The sequence below is a fragment of the Allobosea sp. FBZP-16 genome (genome assembly GCF_002831785.1).
GTDB classification, from domain to species: domain Bacteria; phylum Pseudomonadota; class Alphaproteobacteria; order Rhizobiales; family Beijerinckiaceae; genus Allobosea; species Allobosea lupini.
The window spans coordinates 167,787-185,074 of the sequence record NZ_LNCQ01000023.1 but is presented as its reverse complement, the minus strand read 5'-3'; the positions used below and the strand labels follow the sequence as shown (position 1 = coordinate 185,074).

The window sequence follows — 17,288 nt, the reverse complement described above, 5'->3', positions numbered from 1 at the left end:
GCGCGCCTCGCGCCGATGTGACGTCATGAGCCGGGCCGAAAGCCCGGCTTTTGCTTGTCGGCGCCATGCAATTGCCGTCACCATGACCGGAAATGCGCGCAGCGCTGGCGTTAGCTCGGCGTAACGACATAATCGGACGACGAATCGCAAGGGGTATCGCATGGCGATCCGGATTACCCGCCGCAGGCTGCTCGAAGCCGGCGGTGCCATCGCAGGCGCCGCCACGCTGCCGGCCTCGCTCACGACGGCACTGGCGCAGGAGAACGAGGCCCATGGCCTCTCGACCTTCGGCGAGCTGGCACTGCCGCCGGACTTCCCGCATTTCGCCTATGTGAATCCGAAAGCGCCGAAAGGCGGTTCGATCACCATCCAGATCAAGCGTGCCGGCGGCAATCAGAGCTTCGACACCTTCAACACGCTCAACACCTATGTGCTGCAGGGCGACGGCGCGGCCGGCATGGATGCCTGCTTCGACAGCCTGATGGCCGGCTCGGGCGACGAACCCGGCTCGCTCTACGGCCTGATCGCGAGGAGCGTCTCGGTCTCGCAGGACAAGCTGACCTACCGCTTCCGCCTGCGGCCGGAGGCGAAGTTCCATGACGGCTCGCGGGTCACCGCCGGCGACGCCGCCTTCTCGTTCAACCTGTTGAAGAGCAAGGGCCATCCGACATACCGGCTGATCCTTGGCGAGATGGAATCGGCAGTCGCCGAGAGCGACGACATTCTCGTGGTGAAGCTCTCGGCGAAGCGCAGCCGCGATCTGCATCTCGTCGTCGCCGGCCTGCCGGTCTTCTCGGAGAAATACTGGTCGACCCGCAATTTCGAGGCCTCGACACTGGAGCCGCCGCTAGGCTCGGGCGCCTACAAGGTCGGAAAGTTCGAGCAGGGCCGCTTCATCGAGTTCGACCGCGTGCCGGATTACTGGGCAAAGGATCTGCCGGTGAATGTCGGGCAGAACAATTTCGACCGTGTCCGCTGGGAGTATTTCCGCGACCGGCAGGTCGCCTTCGAAGCCTTCAAGAGCGGGGTGATCACCTTCCAGGAGGAATTCACCTCGCGGATCTGGGCGACGGGATACGACTTCCCGGCCATCCACGAAGGCAAGGTCAAGAAGGAGGCCCTGCCGAAGACCGAACCGATCGGCTCGCAGGGCTGGATCTACAATCTGCGCCGCGAGAAGTTCGCCGACCCGCGCATCCGCGAGGCACTCGGCCTCGCCTTCGACTTCGAGTGGACCAACAAGAACATCATGTTCTCGTCCTTCTCGCGGGCGACCTCCTATTTCGAGAACTCGGATTCGAAGGCGGTCGGCAAGCCCTCGCCGGAAGAGCTCGCGCTGCTCGAGCCGTTCCGCGGCAAGGTCCCGGACGAGGTCTTCGGCGAGCCCTTCCTGCCGCCGGTCTCGGACGGCTCCGGCAGTGACCGCGCCTTGCTGCGCCGGGCCGACGAGATGCTGCGTGCCGCCGGCTGCAAGCGCGACGGCAATGTCATGAAGCTGCCGAACGGCCAGCCCTTCGAGATCGAGTTCCTCGATTCGACCCCCTCGCTGCAACCGCACACCCAGCCCTTCCAGGCCAATCTCAAGCGGCTCGGCATCAACGCGACCTCGCGCATCGTCGATGGCGCCCAGTACCAGCGCCGGCTCGACGAGTTCGACTTCGACATGATCAGCCGGGCGATGAGCGGCAGCGCCATCCCGAGCGACACGATGCGCGTGATCTACGGCTCGGAAGCAGCCAGGACGCGCGGCTCGCGCAATGTCGGCGGGATCGCCGATCCGGCGATCGACGCGATGATCGACAAGGTCGGCCAGGCCAAGAGCTATGCCGAGGTGGTGGTCGCCGCCAAATGCCTCGACCGGCTGCTGCGGGCCGGGCGCTACTGGATCCCGATGTGGTGGAATGCCAGCGAGTGGCTGGCCTATTGGGATATGTACGAGCGCCCGCAGACCAAGCCGAAATTCGGTTCCGGCGCGCCGGGCACCTGGTGGTACGATCCGGAAAAGGCCAGGCGGATCGGGAAGGCATAAGCGATTGCAGGGCGAAACGTTTGGACGCCGAAGCGGGTAAGAAGCTGCCATGAAGCCATCGACCGCCCTTGCTCTCAATCGCGACGCGGTGCGCGAGGCGATGAGCCGTTTCCGGGCCAGCAATCCTCGCGTCTTCGGCTCCGTCCTGCACGGCACGGATCGACAAGGCAGCGACCTGGATATCCTGATCGACCCCTTGCCGGGCGCGACGCTGTTCGATATCGGCGGTCTGCAGGTCGCGCTGGAGGAACTTCTCGGCGTCAACGTCGACGTCCTGACCGCCGAAGACCTGCCGCCCAGTTTCCGCAATCACGTACTGGCCGAGGCGCGGCCGGTATGAACAATCGCCAGAGACTGGCCAGGGCCTTATGGCGAAGAGCGCAGCTTCCCTTCTTCCCTTGCGGGAGAAGGTGGCAGCGCGAAGCGCTGACGGATGAGGGGTCGCGCGACGTTTATGACCTCGTTGCCCGACATCCTCCTCGCTTATCACAACGGGCAGCGCGACCCCTCATCCGGCGCTTCGCGCCACCTTCTCCCGCAAGGGGAGAAGGGAGACCTTGCCCTGCTCTCGCGCCAAGCGCTTCAGTCGGAACCGTGGAAGTCGTAGCTATATGCTGAACTACATCGCCCGGCGTCTGGCGCTGATGGTGCCGACCCTGTTCGGCATCCTGCTGATCTCCTTCGTCATCGTGCAGTTCGCTCCGGGCGGGCCGGTCGAGCGGATCATCTCGCAGCTCAACAATCCCAACAGCGGCGCGGCCGAGCGCGTCGGCGGCGGCTCCGGCGGCGATGCCGGCGCGCAGGCGATGGATTCAGGCTCGGCCTATCGCGGTGCGCAGGGGCTGGATCCCGCCTTCATCAAGGAACTGGAGAAGCAGTTCGGCTTCGACAAGCCGGCGCATGAGCGCTTCTTCAAGATGCTGAAGGACTACGCGACCTTCGATTTCGGCCGCAGCTATTTCCGCGATGCGCCGGTGCTGCAATTGATCAAGGAGAAGCTGCCGGTCTCGATCACGCTCGGCCTGTGGATGACCCTGCTCTCCTACGCGATCTCGATTCCGCTCGGCATCCGCAAGGCGGTCAAGGACGGCTCGCGCTTCGACACCTGGACGAGCGCCGTCGTCATCGTCGGCTACGCCATTCCGGGCTTTCTCTTCGCGATCCTGCTGATCGTGCTCTTTGCCGGTGGCTCGTTCTGGCAGATATTCCCCTTGCGCGGCCTGACCTCGGAGAACTGGGCCCAGCTCAGCCTGATCGGCAAGATCGGCGATTATTTCTGGCACATCGCCCTGCCGGTGCTGGCGATGGCGCTGGGCGCCTTCGCGACCTCGACATTGCTGACCAAGAACTCCTTCCTCGACGAGATCCGGAAGCAGTACGTGCTGACGGCGCGGATGAAGGGCTTGTCGGAGCGCGGCGTGCTCTACGGCCATGTCTTCCGCAACGCCATGCTGATCGTAATCGCCGGCTTTCCCGGGGCCTTCGTGCATGCGCTCTTCGCGGGGTCGCTGCTGATCGAGACGATCTTCTCGCTCGACGGGCTTGGGCTCCTGTCCTTCGAGGCGATCGTCAACCGCGACTATCCGGTCGTCTTCGCCAATCTCTACATCTTCTCGCTGATCGGCCTCATCGTGCACCTGATCACCGATTTGACCTATGCCTGGGTCGACCCGCGCATCGACTTCGAATCGCGGGAGGCGTGAAGTGAGCGATACCCTCCTCGACGCTCCGCCACCGGCCCTGCGCTCCGCCGCGCCTGTCGCTGTCCCCCCGCAGACAAAGCAGGGCTGGCTCAAGCTCTCGCCGATCAACCGACGTCGCCTCGAGAGCTTCAAGGCCAACAAGCGCGGCTGGTGGTCGTTCTGGATCTTCCTGACGCTGTTCGTGCTCTCGCTCTTCGCCGAGTTCATCGCCAACGACCGGCCGCTGATCGTCCGCTACAAGGGCGAGACGCTCTTCCCGGTCGCGGTGAACTATCCCGAGGAGAAATTCGGCGGCTTCCTTGCCACCACCGACTACCGCGACCCGACCATCGCCAGGGAAATCGCAGCGAATGGCTGGGCCTTATGGCCGCTGATCCGCTATTCCTACCGCACGCACAACCTCGACCTGCCGGTGCCGGCGCCTGCCCCGCCGACCTGGATGCTCAAGGACGAGCAGTGCCGCCCGATCGCCGAGCGAACCGGCGGCATGACCTGCCGCGAGCTCGAATGGAACTGGCTCGGCACCGACGATCAGGGCCGCGATGTCGTCGCCCGACTGATCTACGGCTTCCGGATCTCCGTGCTGTTCGGGCTGATCCTGGCCTCGATCTCATCGGTGATCGGCATCGCCGCCGGAGCGATCCAGGGCTATTTCGGCGGCTGGACCGACCTGATCTTCCAGCGCGTCATCGAGATCTGGACTTCGATCCCGGCGCTCTATCTCCTGATCATCGTCGCGGCGATCATCACGCCAAGCTTCTTCGTCCTCCTGGGCATCCTGTTATTGTTTTCATGGGTGGCGCTGGTCGGCGTGGTCCGTGCCGAATTCCTGCGGGCGCGCAACTTCGAATATGTCCGCGCGGCGCGCGCGCTCGGCCTCTCCAACAGTGCGATCATGGTCAAGCATCTCCTGCCCAACGCCATGGTGGCGACGCTGACCTTCCTGCCCTTCATCCTCAACGGCTCGATCACGACGCTGACCTCGCTCGACTTCCTCGGCTTCGGCCTGCCGCCGGGCTCGCCCTCGCTCGGCGAATTGCTGGCACAGGGAAAGGCGAACCTGCAGGCGCCCTGGCTCGGCCTGTCCGGCTTCGTCGTGATCGCGCTGATGCTATCGCTCCTGATCTTCATCGGCGAAGCCGTCCGCGACGCCTTCGACCCGAGGAAGACCTTCGCGTGAGCACCGTGCTATGATCGCCGCGAGGAGAGAGGCGATGAACAAGATCGTGCGCGAGCACTATCCGGTCGAGAAGCTGCCCGAGGATTTGCGGATTGCGGTCGGTACAGCGACATCTGTGCGCCTAACGATCGAAACCCCCGAAACCTGGACGGATTCGTGCACGCGATCCGCGCTTCGACGGGCCCGCGAGTTGGTCCGTTCGGGGCAGATAAAGCGCGTGACCTCGCAGGAAGCCGTGGACCGCATCCGCAAGCTGCGCGACGAATGGCCTTCATGAGCAATCGTAAGTGACGTCAGTCTATTTGGACGCAAACGCCATCATCCGATTTGTGGAAACCGACGACGATCTGTTCGACTCGTTGCTCGATCACACTCGAGACGGTGAGACGCGACTTTATACGAGCGAGTTCACACTTGCTGAGGTGTTGGTGCTGCCGCTTCGGGAAAACAACACCGAATTGCTGTCTGTCTACGAGACGCTGTTCGGGGTGGACAACGAAATTGACATTATTCCTGTCGACCGTGCGATCCTGCGCCGAAGCGCAGAACTGCGCGCCACGCTCGGCAACAAGGCTCCCGACGCAATTCATATCGCCACTGCGGCGCTTGCCGGGTGCTCGGTTTTCATATCCTCCGATCTGCGCATCCATCTGCCCGACGGCATGAGGCGCATCGACGCCGAGGCCGTTAGAGAGATGAATATCTGGGAATGATCGCCGCCCTCCTCTCCGTCCAGGACCTCTCCGTCGCCTTCCGTCAAGGCGGGCAGGAAACGCTCGCGGTCGACAAGGTCTCGTTCGAGATCGCCAAGGGCGAGACGCTTGCGCTGGTCGGCGAGTCCGGCTCGGGCAAGTCGGTCTCGGCGCTGTCGATCCTGAAGCTGCTGAACTATCCGGCGGCGCATCATCCGTCAGGCAAGGTGCTGTTCAACGGCCAGGACCTGATCGCGGCCGACGAAGACGCGATGCGCAAGGTCCGCGGCAACGACATCACCATGGTGTTCCAGGAGCCGATGACCTCGCTCAACCCGCTGCAAACCATCGCACGGCAGATCGGCGAGATCCTCGAACTGCACAAGGGCCTGCGCGGCGAGAAGGCGCGCGCCCGCACGCTCGAACTGCTCACCCTGGTCGGCATCCGCGACGCGGCGAGTCGCCTCGACGCCTACCCGCACCAGCTTTCCGGCGGCCAGCGCCAGCGCGTGATGATCGCGATGGCGCTCGCGAACGAGCCCGATTTGCTGATCGCCGACGAGCCGACCACGGCGCTCGACGTCACCGTGCAGGCGCAGATCCTGACGCTGCTGAAGGAGCTACAGGCTCGGCTCGGGATGGCGATCCTGTTCATCACGCATGATCTCGGCATCGTCAGGCGCATCGCCGACCGGGTCTGCGTGATGCTGAAGGGCAAGATCGTCGAGCAGGGCCCCGTCGCCGAGATCTTCGGCAATCCCCAGCACGCTTATACGCAACGCCTGCTCGCGGCCGAGCCGAAGGGCCGGCCGGAACCGGTGCCGGACGGCGCGCCGACCCTGCTGGAGGCCGGGCCGGTCAAGGTCTGGTTCCCGGTCAAGACCGGGCTGCTGCGCCGGACCACCAGCCATGTGAAGGCGGTCGACGGCATCTCGGTGACGGTGCGCGAGGGCGAGACGCTCGGCATCGTCGGCGAATCCGGTTCAGGCAAGACGACGCTCGGCCTCGCCATCCTCAGGCTGATTTCATCCGAGGGGCCGATCGTCTTCCTCGGCGACCGCATCGACGGGCTGAAGAGCAAGGCTGTCAGGCCGAAGCGCCGGGATCTTCAGGTCGTCTTCCAAGACCCCTATGGCTCGCTCTCGCCGCGCATGTCGGTCGCCGACATCGTCGCGGAAGGGCTCACCGTCCAGCAGAAGGGGCTGAGCTATCAGCGCCAGCGCGAGATCGTGGCGCAGGCGCTCGCCGATGTCGGACTCGACCCGGCGACGATGGACCGCTATCCGCACGAATTCTCCGGCGGCCAGCGCCAGCGCATCGCGATCGCGCGGGCCATGGCGCTCGACCCGAAATTCGTCGTGCTGGACGAGCCGACCTCGGCGCTCGACATGTCCGTGCAGGCGCAGATCGTCGAATTGCTGCGCGGGCTGCAGGCGAGGCGCAAGCTCGGCTATCTCTTCATCAGCCACGACCTCAAGGTGGTCAGGGCGCTGTCGCACCGGGTGGTGGTGATGCAGAACGGCAGGATCGTCGAGGAAGGGCCGGCGGAGGAGATCTTCCAGCGCCCCCGCCAGGCCTATACGCAGGCGTTGCTCGCCGCGGCCCTCAATCTTGAGCCTGCGAACAACGCCGCGGTGCGCGACTGATGGCGCGCGCCATCCTGATCGTGCTCGATTCCGTCGGCTGCGGCGGCGCCGAGGATGCAGCCGCCTATGGTGACGAGGGTTCCGATACGCTCGGCCATATCGCGCAGGCCTGCGCCGAGGGGCGCGGCGACCGCGAAGGCTTGCGTGAGGGGCCGCTCCACATCCCCAATCTCGCCCGCCTCGGCCTCAGCCATGCCTGCGAGGCTTCGACCGGCAAGCCGCTCGCCGGCGTGGCACGGCCAGCGGCACCGCAAGGCCGGTACGGCTACGGTGTCGAGATCAGCCAGGGCAAGGACACGCCCTCTGGCCACTGGGAGATCGCCGGCTGCCCCGTGCCGTTCAGATGGGGTTACTTCACCGCGTTGGAGAATACGTTCCCGCCGGACCTCGTCGCCGCCATCATCCGCGAGGGCGCCCTGCCCGGAATCCTCGGCAACAAGCATGCCTCGGGCACGGCCGTGATCGACGAGCTCGCCGAGGAACATATCTCGACCGGAAAGCCGATCTGCTACACCTCGGTCGACTCTGTGCTGCAGATCGCGGCGCATGAGGAGCATTTCGGCCTGGAGCGGCTCTATGCGCTCTGCAAGAGGGTTCGTGTCCTGGTGGACCCGCTGCGGATCGGACGCGTCATCGCCCGTCCCTTCATCGGCACGGCCGAGACCGGCTTCACCCGGACCGGCAACCGCAAGGACTTCGCGATCCCGCCACCGGACGAAACGATCCTCGACCGGCTCGCGGCCAAGGGCCGGAGCGTGGTCACGGTCGGCAAGATCGGCGACATTTTCGCCCACCGGAACACCGGCGAGGAGATCAAGCCCTTCGGCAACGCCGCCATGTTCGCGGCGGCGCTCGAGGCATTCGAACGTCTGCCGGATGGCGGCTTCTGCTTTGTCAATCTCGTCGACTTCGACACCGAATACGGCCATCGCCGCGACATTCCCGGCTATGCGGCGGCGCTCGAAGCCTTCGATCGCAATCTGCCCGAGCTGGAGGCCCTGCTGCTGCCGGGCGACCTTGCCGTCATCACAGCCGACCATGGCAACGACCCGAGTTGGCCGGGATCCGACCATACGCGCGAGCACGTGCCGATTCTGGCCTTCGGGCCGGATGTGCCGGCCGGTTTGCTCGGCCGCCGCGAGAGCTTCGCCGACATCGCCGCGACGCTCGGAGAGTGGCTGACGCTCGGCGCGATCGGTCCCGGCCGCGCCTGGTAGTCAGAGCTTCCGGTTCATCGCATTTTCTTCACGCGAACCGGAATCCACTTCGCTCGAAAATGCTCTAGGCGGCCGCGACGCGCTCGCAGAACTCGGCGACCTCGCGGCGGATGCGCTGGGCCTGCGTCGCCAGATCGCTGGAGGAGCTTTGCAGGCTGCCGGCAGCAGCATAGGTGCGCTCCGTCACCGTCTCGAAGCTCTGCAGGCTCTGGGCACTGCGACTGATGCCGTCGGAGGAGATCTGCACCTCCCTGGCGATCTCTGCCGTGGCGCGATCCTGCTCGCCGACCGCATAGGCGATCGCGATCGAGACGGTCTCGACCTCGCCGATCGCCGCGACGATCTCGCGGATCGACTTGAGCGAGCGTTGCGAGGCGATCTGGATCGCTTCGATCGAGCGCGCGACCTCGTCGGTTGCGCTCGCGGTCTGGGCCGAGAGCGTCTTCACCTCGCTGGCGACGACGGCAAAGCCCTTGCCCATGGCGCCGGCGCGAGCCGCCTCGATGGTCGCGTTCAGAGCCAGCATGCTGGTCTGCGCCGCGATTCCGCGAATGATCTCGACAACCGCCCCAACGCTTTCGCCGGTGCGCGCCAGCGCCTCGATCTCTGTGCTGGCGGCACGCGCCAACCTTGCCGCCGATTGCGAGCTGTCGGCGGTCTGCGAGACGTTGCGGCCGATCTCAGCGATCGAAGACGCGAGTTCCTGGCTGGCGGCCGCCGTCTGCTCGATACTGGTCGTCATCTCGTTCGAATTGCGCGAAACGGAGGCGATCTGCTGCCGCGCCCGTTCGGACGCGCCAGTGAGGCCGCGGGCATCGACCTGCATCGCCTCCGATGCCTTGTCGAGAATGACCATGGCGCCGTCCATCTCGTCGCGGAACTTCTCGACCATGGCGCGCAGGCTCCGGGCCCGGGTCTCCGCATCATCGGCAAGCGCCCGTTCGCGTTCTCCCGCCAGACGCTCGCGCTCGGCAACCGCCTCGGCGCGGCGCAGGTTCGCCTCGGTCTGCGCGAAGATGCGCGCGGTCATCAACGCGATCACCGCGAGGAAGGCGGTCTCGATGACCACGATCACCGCGTGCAGCACCACCCGCTGCAGATTGCCGCCCTGGTAGAAGACGGCGGCAGGCAGGACGAATTGCAGAACCAGATGATGCGCTGCCGTGAGTGCAGCACCGAGGATGATCGGTCGCCAGTCGCAGAAGCCGGCGAGCAGCGCCAGCACGGCGAAGTAATACATATGCATGTCGGGCTGCCAGGGATGCCCGGAGAAGACCGCGACCAGGATCGAAACCTGACCGATCAGGGCAATCGCGATGGCGAATTGCGCGATCAGCGTGGCCCCGGCACTGCGATAGGCGATCAGCGCCGCGAGCGCGAGCATCAACGCGCTGAGCCCAGGTATCAGACCGTCGCCGGCCTGGGCCAGAGACGCCAGTACGAGCAGCGGGACATGGAGGAAGGCAAGGCCAAGGAGGCAGCGCGCAACGAGGTCCCGCAAGCCGGGCAAAGTCAATGTCATGAGCGGCTCGCTTCGGCCTCGGGTGAGATGATGCAGCCGGCTAGGCCGTCGAGGCGCAGCATCAGCAGGGCGCCGACGGGCCTTGCTGTCGTCTCCGGCGCGAGAACGACGACGAAGGGGACAGTCCCCTGCCGCAGGACCCTGGCGCCGGTCGCCAGGCTGCGCGCCACGGCCTCCTCGCCCACGACCCAGGGCGGAAAGACAGCAGCCAGCGGCGCGGGCGGCCCCGCGACGGGCCCGGGCAGGCTCGCGAGGGCCAGGAAACCGGAGCAGAGCGCCAGACCTGCGATCAGGCCGATGTCGCGCCACTGCCGGAGCCTGAAACGGGATGCGGTCGATATCGCGACTGAACTCATCCTCGGCTCGGCTCTCGGCAAGGCTAACGTAACGTTGCCCTCAGCAATGTTCCTGATCTGGGTTTCTTAAATTTCTGTTAAGCCTCTGGAGGAGCTTCACAATCCGGCGCCGGCCGAGAGTACAACTTTTACGTTTCGTCAATCGCTCGTCCTTACAACTTATAGTTGTTAAAACGATGAGCAGCACGCCATGCGCCATGATCCTCTTGCGCTCGGAACCGACCAGTCGGCCAGCACGGCGGTCGAGTTCGCCTTCATCGCCCCCATCCTGCTGCTGCTGCTGTTCGGGATCATCGGCTACGGCCACGCTTTCGGCGTCTACCATGGCGTGCAGCAGCTGGCCGCGGAAGCAGCTCGGGCATCCGTCGCCGGCCTCGACGATGCCGAGCGCGAGCGGCTGGCCCGCTCCTTCATCACCCGCAACATCGGCTCCTACGCTTTCCTCGAACCGAGTAAGCTGACCGTCCGGACGACCGCGCTCGGCGCCCCGGCGCCGAGCTTCGAGGTCACGGTCGTCTACGACTACTCGGACAGCGTCTTCAACCGGCTCAGCTCGATGGTCGCACTGCCGATGCCGGTCGTCGAGCGCCGCGCCGTCGTCCAGCGCGGCGGCTACTGACGCGATCCCCGAACCGACCGGACAGGAGGCCCTCATGATCCGCTCGTTCCGGACATTCCTGGCCGACCGCCGCGGCCTCTCGACCATCGTCTTCGCCGGCACCTCCCTGGTCCTGTTCGGGTTCGGTGCGATGGCTGTCGACGTCGGGAGCATCTTCTACCAGAAGCGCCGGCAGCAGACCGCGACCGATCTCGCGGCGCTCGCGGCTGCGGCCGATATCGAGCGTGCCACGAACGCGGCCCGGGCCAGCGCGAGCCGCAACGGCTTTTCGGCCGACGCCGTCGGCACCGTCCAGGCCGGCACCTATACGCCCGATGCGCGCCTGGCTCCGGCAGCACGCTTCCAACAGGGCTCGGGATCCGCGGCCAACGCCGCCCGGGTCGAGATGCGGGCGACCACGCCGTTGATCCTCGGCCGCGTCCTGGCCTCAAGCCTGGGCGGCGAGAGCGGCGAGGTCGCCATCGTGACGCAGGCCATCGCCGCGCAGGATGCGCAGGCAGCCTTCGCCATCGGCTCGCGGCTGGCCCGTGTCGAGGGCGGCGCCCTCAACGGCCTGCTCGGCGGCCTGCTCGGAACCAGCATGTCGCTGTCGGTGATGGACTATGAGGGGCTGGCGCGAGCGCGGATCGACCTGTTCAGCTTCGCGCGCCGGCTGGCGACGCGTGCCTCGATCTCCGCCTTGACCTTCGAGGAGGTCCTGCGCGCCAATGTCCGCATCGGCGACATCGTTCTGGCCGCCCAGGATGCGGCCCGCGACCAGGGAGCCGGCAGCGACGCGATCGCGGCGCTGGGGCGCCTTTCCAGCGCCCTCGGCAGCTCCGGTCAGCGCATCAATCTGCAGAGCCTCGTCTCGTTCGGCGTCTACGGCGGCCGGCAGCTCAGTGAAGAGGTCCCGCTCAAGGCCTCGCTGGCGGCGCTCGACCTGATCTCGGCAGCGGCCCAGATTGCCAATGGCTCACGCCAGCTCGACCTCGGTCTCGCGGTCAACGTGCCCGGCCTCGCCGCGGTCTCGCTCAAGCTGGCCATCGGCGAACGGCCGGTTGGGACCAGCCTCGTCCGGGTCGGCCGTGCCGGAGCAAGCGTTCACACCGCCCAGACACGCCTGCTGCTCACGCTCACCCTGGTCGGCAGCGGCCAGGCCTCGCTGGTGAGACTGCCGCTGTATCTGGAGCTCGCTTCCGCGACGGCCCGGCTGACCGCGATCTCCTGCGGCGCCGGCGACGTCACCAGTTCGCGGGTGACGCTCGGCGTGACGCCGGCCGTCGTGGATGCCTGGATCGGGCAGGTCTCCAACGCCGAATTCGGCAATTTCAGCACACGACCGAATCCACCGGCTGCCACTGTGCTCGACCTGCTCGGTCTCGCCAAGGTGAAGGCTCGGGCGCATGTCACGATCAGCAACACCAGCGAGACCGCCGTCAGCTTCAGTTATGCCGAGATCCAGCGAGCCGACAAGAAGGCGACCTCGACGCAGAACTTCGTCGCAAGCCTGCTGTCGCGGCTGGTCGGGGATCTCGACCTGCGCGTCGAGCTGCTGGGGCTGGGTCTGCCCATACCCGGGCTCGACGGGGCCGTCACCGGCGTCATCGCCGGCGCGGCAGCCCCGCTCGACCAGGTGCTGACGAGCCTGCTCAGCACGCTCGGCATCGGCCTCGGTCAGGCCGACAGCTGGGTCAGCGGCGTGCGCTGCGGCGGCGCGGTCCTGATCCAGTAGGGATTCAGGACCGCAGCCGCACCTTGATCCGCTGCATCAGCCCGTCGCGAACGGCGCGATAGGCGTCGAGCACCTGTTCGCGGGAACCCTGGACGATGGTCGGGTCCGGGGTCGGCCAGTACTCGACCTCGGCGGCGAGGGTGCGGGTGAGCTCCAGCGCCTTGTGGTGCGCCTCGGGCGAGAGCGAGACGATCAGGTCGAAATTGAGCCCCTCCCATTCCTCCAGCTCCTCGACTGTCTTGGGCTTGTGCTTGCGCGCATCGATGCCGATCTCGTCGAGGGCCTCCAGCGCGAAGGCATCGACATCGCCTTTACGGGCCCCAGCCGACTGGACATAGACCGACTTGCCGAAGAAGTGCTTGGCCATGGCCTCGGCCATGGGCGAGCGCACCGCGTTGTAGGCGCACATGAACAGGACGCTCTGGAGCTTGCGCGGTACGGGCGGCTCCAAGCGTTCAGCCCTTCCAGTGCAATGCGTAGATCAGGGTGAACAAGCGCCGGGCCGTCTCGTTGTCGATCTCGACCTTGTTCGCCAGCCGCTCGACCAACAGAACCGCCGCCTCGTCGTGCAATCCGCGGCGCCCCATGTCGATCGCCTCGATCTGTGAGGGCGTCGCGGTGCGGATGGCGGCGTAATAGCTGTCGCAGACCATCTCGTAGTCTTTGATGATGCGCTTGAGCGGAGTCAGCGAGAGGTGGTGGGTGACGATCGGGGCGCCGTCCGCGCTCTTCACCTCGAAGGCAAGCCGGCGCTCCACCAGGGCGAGATGGACGGCATAGGGGCCGCCGTCGAAATCGGGCAGGGCGAAGTGGTTGCGTTCGATCAGGTCGTAGATCGCAACGGCGCATTCATGCTCCTGGTCGGCGCTGCCGCGGCCGAGCGACGCCTCGTCGAGCGTGACGGCGACCAAGTGGTTGCGTTCCGACATGTGCCCTCCGCCAGCTCCGTGCAGGCGCAGAATCGCCAGCCTGCCGTCAGCCGTTGAGTCGGATCGTCACGGAACGCGCGTGAGCCTGCAAGCCCTCGGCTTCAGCGAGTTCCGTCGCGGCGCCGGCAAGCGCCCGCAACGACTCGGGATCGCATTTCAGCAGCGAGGTGCGCTTCATGAAATCGAGGACGCCGAGCCCGGAGGAGAAGCGGGCCGAGCGCGCTGTCGGCAGGACATGGTTCGAGCCGCCGACATAGTCGCCAATCGCCTCGGGCGTGTGCCCGCCGAGGAAGATCGCGCCGGCGTTCTGGATACGCCCCGCCAGCCCTTCGGCATCGTCGGCGATGATCTCGAGATGCTCCGGCGCCAACCGGTCGACCAGCGGGATCGCGCTGGCGAGCGTCTCGACCAGTATGACCGCGCCGAAATCGCGCCAGCTTGCGCCCGCGATCTCGGCGCGCGGCAGGGTGCGGAGCTGGCCTTCGACCGCGCGCTCGACCGCGTCCGCCAGAGCTGCGTCGTCGGTGATCAGGATCGACTGGGCGGCGGTGTCGTGCTCGGCCTGGGCGAGCAGGTCGGCGGCGATCCAGTCGGGATTGGCGTCGGCATCGGCCAGGACCAGGACCTCGGACGGGCCGGCGATCATGTCGATGCCGACCGTGCCGAAGACACGGCGTTTGGCGGCGGCGACATAGGCGTTGCCGGGGCCGACGATCTTGGCGACGGGCGCGATCGTCGCGGTGCCATAGGCGAGCCCGGCCACGGCCTGCGCCCCGCCGATCCTGTAGATCTCGTCGATGCCGGCGAGCTTCGCCGCGGCGAGCACCAGCGGATTGCCTTCGCCACGCGGAGTCGGGGCGACCATGACGAGGCGCTTCACACCGGCGACCTTGGCCGGCACAGCGTTCATGAGCACGGAAGACGGATAGCTCGCCGTGCCGCCCGGTACGTAGAGGCCGACCGCCTCGACCGCGCTCCAGCGCCAGCCGCTCTCGACGCCGAGCGCATCGCGCGACCAGGAATCGGCCGGCTTCTGGCGCAGGTGATAGGCCTCGATCCGGGCGCGGGCCGTTTCGAGCGCGGCGAGCTGCTCGCGCGTGCAAGCGGCGAAGGCCGCCTCGATCTCGCCTTGCGTGACGCGCAGGGTCTGCGGCGTCAGAGAGAGCTTGTCGAAGCGCTCGGTGTAGTCGATCAGCGCCGCATCGCCACGGGCGCGGACATCGGCGATGATCGCGGCCGCGACCTGGTCGACATCCTCGGAAACCTCGCGCTTCATCGCGAGCAGGGCAGAGAACTCCCGCTCGAAACCGGCATTGCGTGCGTCAAGCCTGATCGGCATGGTGCTGTCCTGACCGCAGGTGTGATTCAGCCGGCGTCCGGGTGGGCCGGCGTCGCGACGGCTTCCCAGATCGGACCGAGATCCTTCATCTGCGCCTCGATGCACTCGACATCGAGGCGGATGGCGGCGCCGTCGGCGAAATGCAGGGTCACCTCCCCGGCAGGGCCGTCGGTCTCGGCGAAGGTGACGGCGAGCAGACTAAGCACCACATCGCCGGCCGCGACCTTGCTGCTGCGCGCGGCCGTCACGCGTTCGAAATGGAGCGCGGCGAGCCGCCGGCGCTTTTGCCCTTGCGCCGCGCCTTCCCAGTCGAAACGGCGCAGCGCCAGGGCAAAACGCTTCTCGGCGGGCCGATAGGCAATGTCGCCGCGCTTCAGCACCGCGTCTTGCAGATGCGCCGAGATCACTGAGAGATCCTCAGCGTCCAGGGCGATCAGTTTCAGCGGCTCGGCGGCGGGATCGGACATGGATCCTATCTGGCGGGGGCCGTGCCTTGCGTCAACCGCTGATGCGCTCGACCTGGGCGCCGCAGCGGCCGAGCTTGGCTTCGAGTGCCTCGAAACCGCGGTCGAGATGGTACACGCGGTTGATCATCGTCTCGCCCTCGGCGACGAGGCCGCCGATGACGAGCGAGACCGAGGCGCGCAGATCGGTCGCCATGACCGGGGCGCCGGTGAGCTTCTCGACGCCGTCGACATAGGCCGCATCGCCGTCGAGCCGGATCCTGGCGCCGAGACGGGCGAGCTCCTGCACGTGCATGAAGCGGTTCTCGAAGATGGTCTCGCGGATGCGCGAGGTGCCCTTGGCCTTGGTCATCAGCGCCATGAGCTGGGCCTGGAGGTCGGTCGGGAAGCCCGGGAACGGATCGGTCGTGACGTCGACCGGCTCCAGCGCGGCGCCGTTGCGGCGGACGCGGATGCCCTCATTGGTCTCGGAAACCTCGACGCCGGCCTGGCTGATCACGTCCAGCGCCGCCTGCAGCAGATCGGCGCGCGCGCCTTCGAGCAGGACGTCGCCGCCGGCCATAGCCACCGCCATGGCATAGGTGCCGGTCTCGATCCGGTCCGGCAGCACGGCATGATGCGCGCCGCCGAGGCGCGAGACGCCGCGGATGGTGATGGTGGAGGTGCCGGCGCCCTCGATCTTGGCGCCCATCTTCTCGAGGCAGATGGCGAGATCGACCACCTCGGGCTCACGCGCCGCGTTCTCGATCACCGTGGTGCCATCGGCGAGGACAGCGGCCATCAGCGCGGTATGGGTGCCGCCGACCGTGACCTTCGGGAAGACGATCTCGGCGCCCTTCAGCCCCTTCGGTGCGCGCGCCAGAGCATAGCCGCCCTCGATGGCGATGGTGGCGCCGAGGCGCTCCAGCGCCATCAGCAGGAGATCGACGGGGCGCGTGCCGATGGCGCAGCCGCCGGGCAGCGAGACCTTGGCCTCGCCCATGCGGGCCAGGATCGGCGCGATCACCCAGAAGCTCGCCCGCATGGTCGAGACCAGCTCGTAGGGCGCGCAGGTGTCGACGATCTGGCGCGCGGTCAGCGCGACGGTCTGGCCGGTTTCGGCGCTCTGGCCGATGCGCTTGCCGGCGACCGAGCGGTCGACGCCGTGGTTGGAAAGGATGCGCGAGAGCGCACTGACGTCGGAGAGACGCGGGACATTGGTCAGCGTCAGCGTCTCGTCGGTAAGGAGGCTCGCGATCATCAGCGGCAAGGCCGCGTTCTTCGCGCCCGAGATCGGGATCACGCCATTGAGGCGCTGGCCGCCGGTGATGCGGATACGGTCCATCGGGCTCGTCCTGCAGGACGGCCGGCGGAGGCGCCGGCCGGAAAGAATGGGGATCAGGACCGGGGAGGTTCGGCCTGGGCGGGCGGTGGCGTGTCCTCGGCCGCCGTATCCGAGGCACGCCGGGCCCTTGCCTGCGCCTTGCGGCGCTTCAGGTTTTCGCGGAGGGCGGCGGCGAGGCGCGCCCTTCTCTCATCCTCGGCTTCGGTCTGGCGGCTCAAGGCGTCAGCTCGTCGGAATGCCCACAACCTTGCGGCGGCGGACGTTGGTTCATGGTTAGCCGCTGAACCCGCCCCGGACAAGACCAGCGCGGCGGCACAACATTCCTTGCACGGTCGATTGCGGCACAACTGCGGCGTCGCCGGTCTCCGGATGAAACAGCCCTGCTCCAAGGCCGCCCGCAGCCGCATCGGCCCACCCGATCGGAAAGCTGCGCCGCTCCGGCCGAGAGAGGCCGCAAGGCCCTGCTGCGATTGGTAAAATTTTTATTATCTCGGCAACCCTGACCGACGGGTGTTATGCTGGCACGCCCATTGCGTGCATCGACGGCAGCGATA

General features: G+C 66.7%; 18 protein-coding genes. 10 read left to right on the top strand and 8 right to left on the bottom strand.

What is annotated here, in order from left to right; all coding sequences use genetic code 11:
- The first annotated feature begins 160 nt into the window (after positions 1-160).
- From CXY91_RS10680 to CXY91_RS10645, 8 genes are all read left to right on the top strand, one after another.
- Entirely contained in the window at positions 161-2,029 is a 1,869-nt protein-coding gene (locus CXY91_RS10680; RefSeq protein WP_100961167.1) for an extracellular solute-binding protein, read from the top strand.
- Positions 2,030-2,078: 49 nt separating this feature from the next.
- Positions 2,079-2,369: a nucleotidyltransferase family protein gene (locus CXY91_RS10675; RefSeq protein WP_091834004.1), complete on the top strand. Its 291-nt coding sequence runs from the start codon at positions 2,079-2,081 to the stop codon at positions 2,367-2,369.
- Between the two features lie 271 nt (positions 2,370-2,640).
- Positions 2,641-3,732, top strand: a complete 1,092-nt coding sequence (locus CXY91_RS10670; protein ID WP_100961165.1) for a microcin C ABC transporter permease YejB — start codon at positions 2,641-2,643, stop codon at positions 3,730-3,732.
- A gap of 1 nt (position 3,733) precedes the next feature.
- Positions 3,734-4,912, top strand: coding sequence for an ABC transporter permease (locus CXY91_RS10665; protein WP_442896495.1), 1,179 nt, complete (start codon positions 3,734-3,736; stop codon positions 4,910-4,912).
- 34 nt (positions 4,913-4,946) lie between these two features.
- The gene (locus tag CXY91_RS10660; RefSeq protein ID WP_100961161.1) at positions 4,947-5,189 is read left to right on the top strand and encodes a hypothetical protein; all 243 of its coding nucleotides are present in this window, start codon (positions 4,947-4,949) and stop codon (positions 5,187-5,189) included.
- A gap of 10 nt (positions 5,190-5,199) precedes the next feature.
- On the top strand, positions 5,200-5,625 hold the full coding sequence (locus tag CXY91_RS10655; protein WP_100961159.1) for a type II toxin-antitoxin system VapC family toxin: 426 nt from the start codon (positions 5,200-5,202) through the stop codon (positions 5,623-5,625).
- The gene (locus CXY91_RS10650) at positions 5,622-7,250 is read left to right on the top strand and encodes an ABC transporter ATP-binding protein (protein ID WP_100961157.1); all 1,629 of its coding nucleotides are present in this window, start codon (positions 5,622-5,624) and stop codon (positions 7,248-7,250) included. The genes CXY91_RS10655 and CXY91_RS10650 overlap by 4 nt, the downstream gene beginning before the upstream one ends.
- The gene (locus CXY91_RS10645; protein WP_100961155.1) at positions 7,250-8,467 is read left to right on the top strand and encodes a phosphopentomutase; all 1,218 of its coding nucleotides are present in this window, start codon (positions 7,250-7,252) and stop codon (positions 8,465-8,467) included. The genes CXY91_RS10650 and CXY91_RS10645 overlap by 1 nt, the downstream gene beginning before the upstream one ends.
- Positions 8,468-8,531: 64 nt before the next feature.
- On the opposite strand, the gene CXY91_RS10640 is transcribed toward CXY91_RS10645, so the two are convergent.
- Entirely contained in the window at positions 8,532-9,989 is a 1,458-nt protein-coding gene (locus CXY91_RS10640) for a methyl-accepting chemotaxis protein (RefSeq protein ID WP_100961153.1), read from the bottom strand.
- A complete protein-coding gene (locus CXY91_RS10635; RefSeq protein ID WP_100961151.1) occupies positions 9,986-10,345 on the bottom strand; it encodes a hypothetical protein in 360 nt (119 codons plus the stop codon). The genes CXY91_RS10640 and CXY91_RS10635 overlap by 4 nt, the downstream gene beginning before the upstream one ends.
- A 190-nt stretch (positions 10,346-10,535) precedes the next feature.
- Between CXY91_RS10635 and CXY91_RS10630 the strand changes: the two genes are divergently transcribed.
- Both CXY91_RS10630 and CXY91_RS10625 read left to right on the top strand, forming a co-directional pair.
- Positions 10,536-10,964, top strand: a complete 429-nt coding sequence (locus CXY91_RS10630) for a TadE/TadG family type IV pilus assembly protein (RefSeq protein WP_091833977.1) — start codon at positions 10,536-10,538, stop codon at positions 10,962-10,964.
- 34 nt (positions 10,965-10,998) lie between these two features.
- Complete coding sequence (locus CXY91_RS10625; protein ID WP_100961149.1) at positions 10,999-12,678, top strand: pilus assembly protein TadG-related protein; 1,680 nt, start codon at positions 10,999-11,001, stop codon at positions 12,676-12,678.
- Between the two features lie 4 nt (positions 12,679-12,682).
- Here CXY91_RS10625 and CXY91_RS10620 read toward each other — a convergent pair whose 3' ends face one another.
- From CXY91_RS10620 to CXY91_RS30560, 6 genes are read right to left on the bottom strand one after another with little or no spacing between them, the layout of a single operon-like run.
- Complete coding sequence (locus tag CXY91_RS10620) at positions 12,683-13,087, bottom strand: arsenate reductase/protein-tyrosine-phosphatase family protein (RefSeq protein ID WP_091834402.1); 405 nt, start codon at positions 13,085-13,087, stop codon at positions 12,683-12,685.
- A gap of 46 nt (positions 13,088-13,133) precedes the next feature.
- Positions 13,134-13,607 carry a UPF0262 family protein gene (locus CXY91_RS10615; protein ID WP_100961147.1) on the bottom strand — a complete coding sequence of 158 codons (474 nt, stop codon included), beginning with the start codon at positions 13,605-13,607 and terminating at the stop codon, positions 13,134-13,136.
- 46 nt (positions 13,608-13,653) lie between these two features.
- Positions 13,654-14,946: a histidinol dehydrogenase gene (gene hisD, locus CXY91_RS10610; protein ID WP_100961145.1), complete on the bottom strand. Its 1,293-nt coding sequence runs from the start codon at positions 14,944-14,946 to the stop codon at positions 13,654-13,656.
- Positions 14,947-14,972: 26 nt separating this feature from the next.
- The gene (locus CXY91_RS10605) at positions 14,973-15,413 is read right to left on the bottom strand and encodes a DUF2948 family protein (protein ID WP_091833966.1); all 441 of its coding nucleotides are present in this window, start codon (positions 15,411-15,413) and stop codon (positions 14,973-14,975) included.
- 31 nt (positions 15,414-15,444) lie between these two features.
- A complete protein-coding gene (murA, locus tag CXY91_RS10600; protein ID WP_091833963.1) occupies positions 15,445-16,734 on the bottom strand; it encodes a UDP-N-acetylglucosamine 1-carboxyvinyltransferase in 1,290 nt (429 codons plus the stop codon).
- Between the two features lie 53 nt (positions 16,735-16,787).
- Positions 16,788-16,952, bottom strand: coding sequence for a hypothetical protein (locus CXY91_RS30560; RefSeq protein WP_199777401.1), 165 nt, complete (start codon positions 16,950-16,952; stop codon positions 16,788-16,790).
- Positions 16,953-17,288: the final 336 nt, after the last annotated feature.